The organism is Zavarzinia sp. (assembly GCF_049306435.1).
In the GTDB taxonomy this organism is placed as follows: domain Bacteria; phylum Pseudomonadota; class Alphaproteobacteria; order Zavarziniales; family Zavarziniaceae; genus Zavarzinia.
In genome coordinates this window covers 1-7,581 of sequence record NZ_JBAQRT010000110.1, presented here as the reverse complement: position 1 = coordinate 7,581, position 7,581 = coordinate 1, and the positions used below count along the sequence as shown (strand labels likewise).

General features: G+C 66.3%; 7 protein-coding genes. 6 read left to right on the top strand and 1 reads right to left on the bottom strand.

Annotation, left to right across the window (positions count from 1 at the left end; genetic code table 11):
• Positions 1–786, bottom strand: a 786-nt coding sequence (locus tag WAZ62_RS05895) for a PepSY-associated TM helix domain-containing protein (RefSeq protein WP_422642584.1), incomplete at its 3' end; no start/stop codon positions are given.
• 293 nt (positions 787–1,079) lie between these two features.
• Between WAZ62_RS05895 and WAZ62_RS05890 the strand changes: the two genes are divergently transcribed.
• The 6 genes from WAZ62_RS05890 to WAZ62_RS05865 form a co-directional block, all read left to right on the top strand.
• A complete protein-coding gene (locus tag WAZ62_RS05890; protein WP_422642583.1) occupies positions 1,080–3,437 on the top strand; it encodes a TonB-dependent receptor in 2,358 nt (785 codons plus the stop codon).
• Between the two features lie 68 nt (positions 3,438–3,505).
• Positions 3,506–4,189 carry a Fe2+-dependent dioxygenase gene (locus WAZ62_RS05885; protein ID WP_422642582.1) on the top strand — a complete coding sequence of 228 codons (684 nt, stop codon included), beginning with the start codon at positions 3,506–3,508 and terminating at the stop codon, positions 4,187–4,189.
• A 124-nt stretch (positions 4,190–4,313) separates the two neighbouring features.
• Positions 4,314–5,072, top strand: a complete 759-nt coding sequence (locus tag WAZ62_RS05880; RefSeq protein ID WP_422642581.1) for a MotA/TolQ/ExbB proton channel family protein — start codon at positions 4,314–4,316, stop codon at positions 5,070–5,072.
• A gap of 23 nt (positions 5,073–5,095) precedes the next feature.
• Positions 5,096–5,542, top strand: coding sequence for an ExbD/TolR family protein (locus WAZ62_RS05875; RefSeq protein ID WP_422642580.1), 447 nt, complete (start codon positions 5,096–5,098; stop codon positions 5,540–5,542).
• A 1-nt stretch (position 5,543) separates the two neighbouring features.
• Complete coding sequence (locus WAZ62_RS05870) at positions 5,544–6,323, top strand: energy transducer TonB (RefSeq protein ID WP_422642579.1); 780 nt, start codon at positions 5,544–5,546, stop codon at positions 6,321–6,323.
• Between the two features lie 90 nt (positions 6,324–6,413).
• Positions 6,414–7,581, top strand: a 1,168-nt coding sequence (locus WAZ62_RS05865) for an efflux RND transporter periplasmic adaptor subunit (protein WP_422642578.1), incomplete at its 3' end; no start/stop codon positions are given.

Below are 7,581 nucleotides of genomic sequence, written 5' to 3'. Positions count from 1 at the left end.
GTCCGGCCCCATGCGCGTCTCGGCCAGGGGCAGGTTGCCGCCACCGGGGCCACCGGGGCCGCCACCGGGCGGCCGGGCGCGCGGGGGCGAGACTTCGGTGAAGGTCCCGACGATGGCCCGCGTCGTCTGCGGGAAGGAAATATACATGCCGGTGAAGGACAGGACGGCCAGCGGGATCGCGATCCAGATGCCGAACATGTGATGCAGGTTGGCCGAAGGGCGCAGGCCCTTTCGCCAGCCCAGCGCCCGCACCAGGGAAATCCGCTTCGGCCACCACAGATAGATGCCCGACAGCGAGAGGATCAGCATCGCGACCCCGACCCAGCCGACGATCTGCCGGCCCGAGAATTGCGGCACCAGAAGATTGCCGTGGAAATCATGCATCAGCCGCATGAAGCCGTTGTTGCTGGGGCCGAGGTCGAGCACGGCGGCGGTCGGCGGGTCCATCCAGGCCGAGACCGTGTCGCGCGGGCCGGCGGCCCGGGGTGGACGGGCGACGACGACGACCGGCTCCCCCGTTTCGGCGGGCAGGCGGATCTGGGTGATGCGCGCGCCGTCGCCCAGTCGGTCCACCGCGTGGTCGACGAAAGCCGCCAGGGACGGGCCGCGATCGTCGCCCGTGACGGCGTAGCGCTGGGGCTCGGTCACGGTCTCCAACTGGTCGTGCCAGACCAGGACGCTGCCGGTGATGCCGACGGGGACGGAGAGCAGGCACAGGCCAACGCCGAGCCAGAGGTGAATATCGAGCCAGAGCTTGCGCAGGCGGCCTCGGGTTTTGGCGGTCATGGGTAGGGGTCCGGTGAGCTGATACTGGTTATAATAATGAAAATGCATCGCATTAATGTTTGGCGGCGCCTATCCGTCAAGCCGGCGATCAGTGAAGGCGATTGTGGCGAAATCGCCACAATTCGAGCCGACTTCAGGCCACAGCGCCGGGGAAACGGCGCAAGCGCCCGTTTCCTGCGCTCGAAAACCCTTTGATCAGAAAATGCTCTTGCCCGTGATATTGCGAGTCACTCTCATAGCAAATAAGAACGCTTCGCATCTGCATTCTGTGCAGGGTTGATGAGGGGCTTTCCATGATCGATTTTTCCCGTCCGCGGGTTTCCCACCTGGCCATGCTGGCGATGCTCGCCGCAGCGCCCGCCCATGCGGGCGAACTGGTCACGCCGGAAGGCGACTGGACACCGACCGCCGCCGCCGGCCAGACCGCCGAAACCCTGCCGACGGTCAGCGTCACCGGCGCCGCCCCCGCCAACAACCAGAAGCGCGAGACCGCGATCGACCGGCTGCCGCAGGAAATCCAGGACACGCCGCAGACCATTCATGTGATCAACGAGGAAACCCTGCAGCAACAGGGCGTGACCAGCCTCGAGCAGGCGCTGCGCAACGTCCCCGGTGTCACGGTCGAAATCGGCGAGGGCGGCGCCCTCAACGGCGACCAGTTCCGCATCCGGGGCTTCTCGTCTCAGACGGACGTGACCCAGGATGGTCTTCGCGATTTCGGCGTCTATACCCGCGACACCTGGAACACCGAGAGTGTCGAGGTCTTCCTCGGTCCCTCGGGCGAGACTTTCGGCCGGGGCAATTTCGCCGGCACGATCAACACGACCTCGAAGGCGCCCGTGCTCGACGATTTCGTCACCCTGCATGGCGAACTGGGCCTTGGACCCCACGCCCGCACCACGGCGGACATCAACCGCAAGATCGGCGACACCACGGCGCTCCGCCTGAACCTCATGTATACCGACAGCCAGCCGGTCGACCGTGACGGCCCCGAATCCAAGCGCTGGGGCATCGCCCCCTCGATCGGTTTCGGCCTTGGCACCGATACCGAATTGACCGTCGGCTACTTCCATCAGGAAGACAATCGCGTGCCGGATTACGGCATTCCGGTGGTCGCGAATTCGATCAATGGCGGCGTCGCCTCGGCCGACAGCGGCCCGGTCGATGTCGACAGCGGTAACTGGTACGGTGGCACCCTCGATCATGACGACACGGTCGCCGACGTGCTGACCGTCCGTCTCTCGCATCAGGCCACACCCTGGCTCAAGGTGCACAATGACAGCCGCGTCGGCTTCTACACCCGTGACTTTCTGCCCACGGCGCCGAGCTGCGGGGGCGCGAGCAATACCACGGGCGTCGTGACGGCGGGCAGTTGCCTGGCCAACCTGCTCGATGGCGATCCGTCGACAGTGCCCGTGGCCAGTCGTGGCGGCCCCTCCTCGCCCACCTATACCGATCAGTGGGGTGTGCAGAACATCACGACCGGCATCGCCGACTTTACCCTGGGCGGCATGAAGAACCAGTTGATCCTGGGGGCGGATGCCGCTTACGAGGAGGCAATCCGCAAGGGCAACGGCAATATCGGTGAAGCCCGGCCGTCACCTGTCGACCTCTACAACCCGAGCAAGGACAGCTGGTCGCCGAACTATGTCGCGACCAACGAGCGCAATTCGGATTCGACGAGCTTCGCCGTGTTCGCCAGCGACCAGATCTGGTTCACGGAACAGCTTTCGCTGCTCGGGGGGCTCCGCTTCGAGCGCTACAGCGCGAGCAGCACGCTGACCACCTTCGGCGCGGTCGATAGCACCGTCTCTCCGCCGGTCTTTGTCCCCGCCGTGCCCCACACTTCGACGGGGGCGGAAATCGACGAAACTCTGTGGAGTCCACGAGCCAGTCTCGTCTGGGAACCGTCCGAAAATCAGACCTATTACATCTCCTGGTCGCGCGCCTCCGAGCCGGCGACGGGTACGACGGTCGGCAACAGCACGAATCCGGTGTCGACCACCGAGGCCGTGCAGGCCCTCGAGCCGACGACCAGCGAGACCTTCGAGATCGGCGGCAAGCTGAATTTCTTCGGCGGGCGTCTCGGCACGGGACTGACCGTGTTCCAGGTCGAGCGCGACAATTCAAAGGAGGTCGACGACAGCGACGTCATCACGGCCTCGGGCCAGAGCATCCGCAACCGCGGGCTCGAGCTTTCGCTGACCGGCCGGCTGACCGACGCCTGGACCGTTCAGGCGTCATATGCCTTCATCGACAGCGAATATCTCGATTTCGGCAATTCCAGCGCCATCATCAACGAAAAGATGGAAGGCCGCGAGGTCAACAACGTACCCAGAAACGCCATCAACATCTGGACGAGCTACGATGTCCTAGCCGACCTGACCCTCGGGGCCGGCGTGCGTTACCATGACGAGATGTTCATCGCGCAGAGCTATCGCGCTGCGACCGATGAAATTACCTATGCAGAAGCACCCTATTACCTCGCGGTCGACGCCATGGCGCAATATCGCCTGAGCGAGGGCGTCGCGGTCCAGGTCAACGGCTACAACCTGTTCGACCGGGACGACAATTACGACCAGACCCGCGGCAACCGCCTCGTTCCCGCGGCCGGTCGCACGCTGATCTTCTCGACCACCGCGACCTTCTGAGCGGCAAAACCTGTAACCTCGGGCGGGCTCTCCGGGGCCCGCCCTTTGGCCTCGATGGACATTATCCGATGCTGATCGCCATTCCCGACGTGCTGAAACCGGTCGAGGTCGCCGAAATAAGGCGCCTGCTCGAGCAATCGCCCTGGGTCGACGGCAAGGTGACGGCGGGGGAACAATCGGCCAAGGCCAAATACAATCTGCAGATCCCCGAGACTTCCGACATCGCGCGCCAGCTCGGCGACCGCATCCTGCGGGCGCTCGGCGCTTGCGCCGAGTTCGTCTCGGCGGCCCAGCCGCTGCGGGTCTATCCGCCGCTGTTCAACCGTTACGATGCCGGCATGAAGTTCGACGATCATGTCGACAATGCGATCCGGGGCGTGCCGGGGGCGGGGATGCGCATTCGGACCGATGTCTCGTCGACCCTGTTCCTGTCCGATCCGGACACTTACGACGGCGGCGAGCTGATCATCGAGGATACCTATGGCACCCAGGCGGTGAAGCTGCCGGCGGGGCACATGGTGCTCTATCCCTCGACCAGCCTGCACCGGGTGGCGGAGGTGACCCGGGGCAGCCGCTGGGCCTCCTTCTTCTGGAGCCAGTCGATGGTGCGCGACGACGGCCAGCGCCGCCTGCTCTACGAGATGGATGTCGCCATCCGCCGGTTGCGCGCCGAATTGCCGGACGATCATCCCTCGATCCGCAGCCTGGTCGCGAGCTATCACAACCTGCTGCGACGTTGGGCCGAATTGTAGGGAAGCGGCCCCGATGGCATATTTCGCGATTGCGAATGGGCGTGGGGCTGACTATAGAGTTGTTACTGAAAATCATTCGCATGTTTGGTGAGGCGCCGGGTCAACCCCGGGCTGGAGTGTAGCGATGGATCCGACCACAACACCCGCCACTGCCGTTTCCGACGCCGCTGTCGCGGTCACCGCGCCCGGCCTGCCGGCGGAACTCGTCCAGCAGGTCCACGACGTCACGATCAGCGGGCTGTTCCTCCAGGCCGATCCTATCGTCAAGGCCGTGATGATCCTTCTGGTCTTGGCGTCGGTCGCGACCTGGGCGATCGCGCTCGAGAAGTCGCTGCGCCTGCGCCGCCTGCGCCGGGAGGTGGCGGGGCTGGAAGCCGGGGTCGCCGCGCGGAAGGGCGCCGCCGTCGCCGCCGATCTCGTCGGCCTGCCGAAGCTGGCGGTCGAGGCTGGCCTGACCGAATGGCGCGAACTCGCCGCCGAGGATGTGGAGGAGCGCCGGGGCCGCGCCGAACAGGCCATGCGCCTGACCGTGACGGAAAACCTGCGCGAGCTGGAAAAGGGCCTGCCGTTCCTCGCCACCGTCGGCTCGGCCGGACCGTTCATCGGCCTGTTCGGCACGGTCTGGGGCATCCTGAACAGTTTCACCGCGATCGCCAATTCGCAGGACACCAGCCTCGCCGTGGTCGCCCCCGGCATCGCCGAGGCGCTGTTCGCGACCGCGATCGGCCTCGTCGCCGCCATTCCCGCCGTCATGTGGTATAATGCCTTCTCGACCCAGCTCGGCCGGGTCGGTGCGCGCCTGTCGACCGCCATTGCCCGCCTCGCCAGCCAGATCGGCCGGACGAAGGGTCATGCGGCCGAATTGCGCCGCGCGGCCGAGTAGCGGGACGCGGGAGAGCAAGCATCATGGCGGGTGGAATGCTGCCGGGCGCCGGCGGAGGGGACGAGGGCGGCAGCCTCTATCGTCCCGTCGCCGAAATCAATGTGACGCCCTTCGTCGACGTCATGCTCGTGCTGCTGATCATCTTCATGGTCGCGGCGCCCCTGATGATGGTCGGCGTGCCGGTCCAGCTGCCGAAGACGACGGCGGCCAAGGTCGCCCCGCCGCAGGAGCCGCTGGTCGTCTCGATCGATGCCGCCGGCAAGACCTTCATCGATAAGCAAGGTTTTTCCGACATCGATCTCCTGGCCCGGCTGAAGGTCCTGGCGCAGGAAGCGCCGGATCGCGTGGTCTATGTTCGCGGCGACAGGTCGATCGATTACGGTCGGCTGATGGAAGTGATGGGTGTCGTCTCGACCGCCGGCTTCTCCAAGCTGTCGATGATCGCGGAGACGGCGCCGGCCGCGCAATAGCATGAAAAGCCTGCGCAATCTGTCCCTGGGCCTTTCGTTCGGCATTCATGCCGCGGCGATCGCCGGTCTCGTGTTCTTCGTCCAGCCGGATAGCGGGGCGAAATTCGCCGCGCCACCGACCATCGAATTGATGCTGCCGCCCATGGCCACGGCGGCGGCGAGCAGCGTCGCCCCCGTCGAGGCCGCCGATGTGACCCCGGTCGAAGCGGCCGAAGTCACCCCGCCCGATGTCCTGCCGGTGATGGCGGAAGCGGTGCAGGCGGTCGAGCCGGTGGTGGCTGTCGCCGCCGACAAGAAGCCCGAACCGCCGAAGCCCGAAAAGCCGAAGCCGCGCGAGCGGGCGGAGCGGCCGAAGAAGCCCAACCCGCAGAAGGAAAAGGTCGAGGCGCCAGCGCCGGCGGCCGAAACGGTGACGACGGCGGCCCCGCCGCAGGCGGTGGCGGCGGTCGCCGTCGACGGCACCTCGGCGACGGCCGGTGGCGGCAATCCTGGTGCGCGGGCGGATTTCAAGGCGATGGTCGGGGCCTGGATCGAGAAGCACAAGCGCTTCCCCGATCGCCTGCGTCGGCGCGGGCTGCAGGGCACGCCGGTGGTCCGCTTCCGTCTGGCGCGGGACGGCCGCGTCCTGAACTGCCAGATCGAGCGGCAAAGCCCGCATGACGGCATCGACGAAGCCGCGATGGACACCATCCGCCGGGCCGATCCCTTCCCGGCCATGCCGGATGATGTTCCGGGCGAGACCATGGAATTCACCGTGCCTATCGCTTTCAACCTGCGTTGAGCGGAAAATTCTATCGCCGGAACCGGGCAGGATCGGCCGGCGTTGCACGTTGAACAGCGGATAGTTCCGCGAGGCCAGCAAGATTTCCCGATGACCGACCGACCGACGACGCCCCGCCCGCCCGCCCGGCGCCGCTGGCCCTATGTGCTTGCCACCCTTGTCGTGGCCGGGGTCGCGGGCTGGTGGTTCCTGGGCCGTGAAACCGTTCCCGCCGTCACCTATCTGACCGCCGAGGTCGGCCGGGGCGATATCGAGGACACGGTGTCCGCCCTCGGCAACCTGCAGCCGCGCGATTACGTCGATGTCGGCACCCAGGTCTCGGGCCAGCTGCGCCAGATTCACGTCGAGATCGGCGATCATGTGACGCAAGGCCAGCTGCTGGCCGAGATCGACCCCACAGTCTATCAGTCCCGCGTCGCCGCCGACGAGGCACAACTGCTCGCGCTCAAGGCGCAGCTGGCCGACCGCGAGGCGCAGGCGGTGCTGGCGACCCAGCAGCGCGACCGCCAGCGCCGGCTTTGGGCGCAGAAGGCGACGACCGAGGAAGCCCTGCAATCGGCGGAAGCCGGCCTCAAGTCCGCCAACGCCCAGATCGACCAGATCAAGGCCCAGATCCTGCAGACGGAATCGACCCTGAAGGGCGATCAGGCCAATCTCGGCTATACCAAGATCTATGCCCCGATGAATGGCACGGTCACCTCGATCACCGCGCGCCGGGGCCAGACCCTGAACGCCAACCAGTCGGCGCCGATCATCCTGCAGATCGCCGATCTTTCCGTGATGACCGTGGAAACCCAGGTCTCTGAGGCCGATGTCTCGCGCCTCCGCGTCGGGATGAGGGCTTATTTCACCACGCTGGGCGGCGGCACCAAGCGCTGGACCGGCACCCTGAAACAGGTGCTGCCGACGCCCGAGGTGGTGAACAACGTCGTCCTCTATAACGCCCTGTTCGATGCGGACAATGCCGACGGGCTGTTGATGACGCAGATGAGCGCCCAGGTCTTCTTCGTGATCAACGAGGCGCGCGACGTGATCACCGTGCCCGTCGCCGCCCTGAAGGCGCCCGGTCAGCGCCAGCGTCTCGGCCAGCAGGTCGAGGCCCGCCCGCCCGAGGATGGCCCGGCCAGGCCCGGCAAGGCCTTTCGCGTGCAGGTGATGGGCGAGGACGGTATTCCCGCCGACCGCCGGGTGCGCGTCGGTGTCACCAACCGCCTGTCGGGCGAGGTGCTGGACGGGCTTCAGCCGGGCGAGATGGTCG

Bases quoted from the DNA above. Each gene is read 5' to 3' on its own strand.
- WAZ62_RS05890 (WP_422642583.1), top strand. From the start codon at position 1,080: ATGATCGATTTTTCCCGTCCGCGGGTTTCCCACCTGGCCATGCTGGCG.
- WAZ62_RS05885 (WP_422642582.1), top strand. From the start codon at position 3,506: ATGCTGATCGCCATTCCCGACGTGCTGAAACCGGTCGAGGTCGCCGAA.
- WAZ62_RS05880 (WP_422642581.1), top strand. From the start codon at position 4,314: ATGGATCCGACCACAACACCCGCCACTGCCGTTTCCGACGCCGCTGTC.
- WAZ62_RS05875 (WP_422642580.1), top strand. From the start codon at position 5,096: ATGGCGGGTGGAATGCTGCCGGGCGCCGGCGGAGGGGACGAGGGCGGC.
- WAZ62_RS05870 (WP_422642579.1), top strand. From the start codon at position 5,544: ATGAAAAGCCTGCGCAATCTGTCCCTGGGCCTTTCGTTCGGCATTCAT.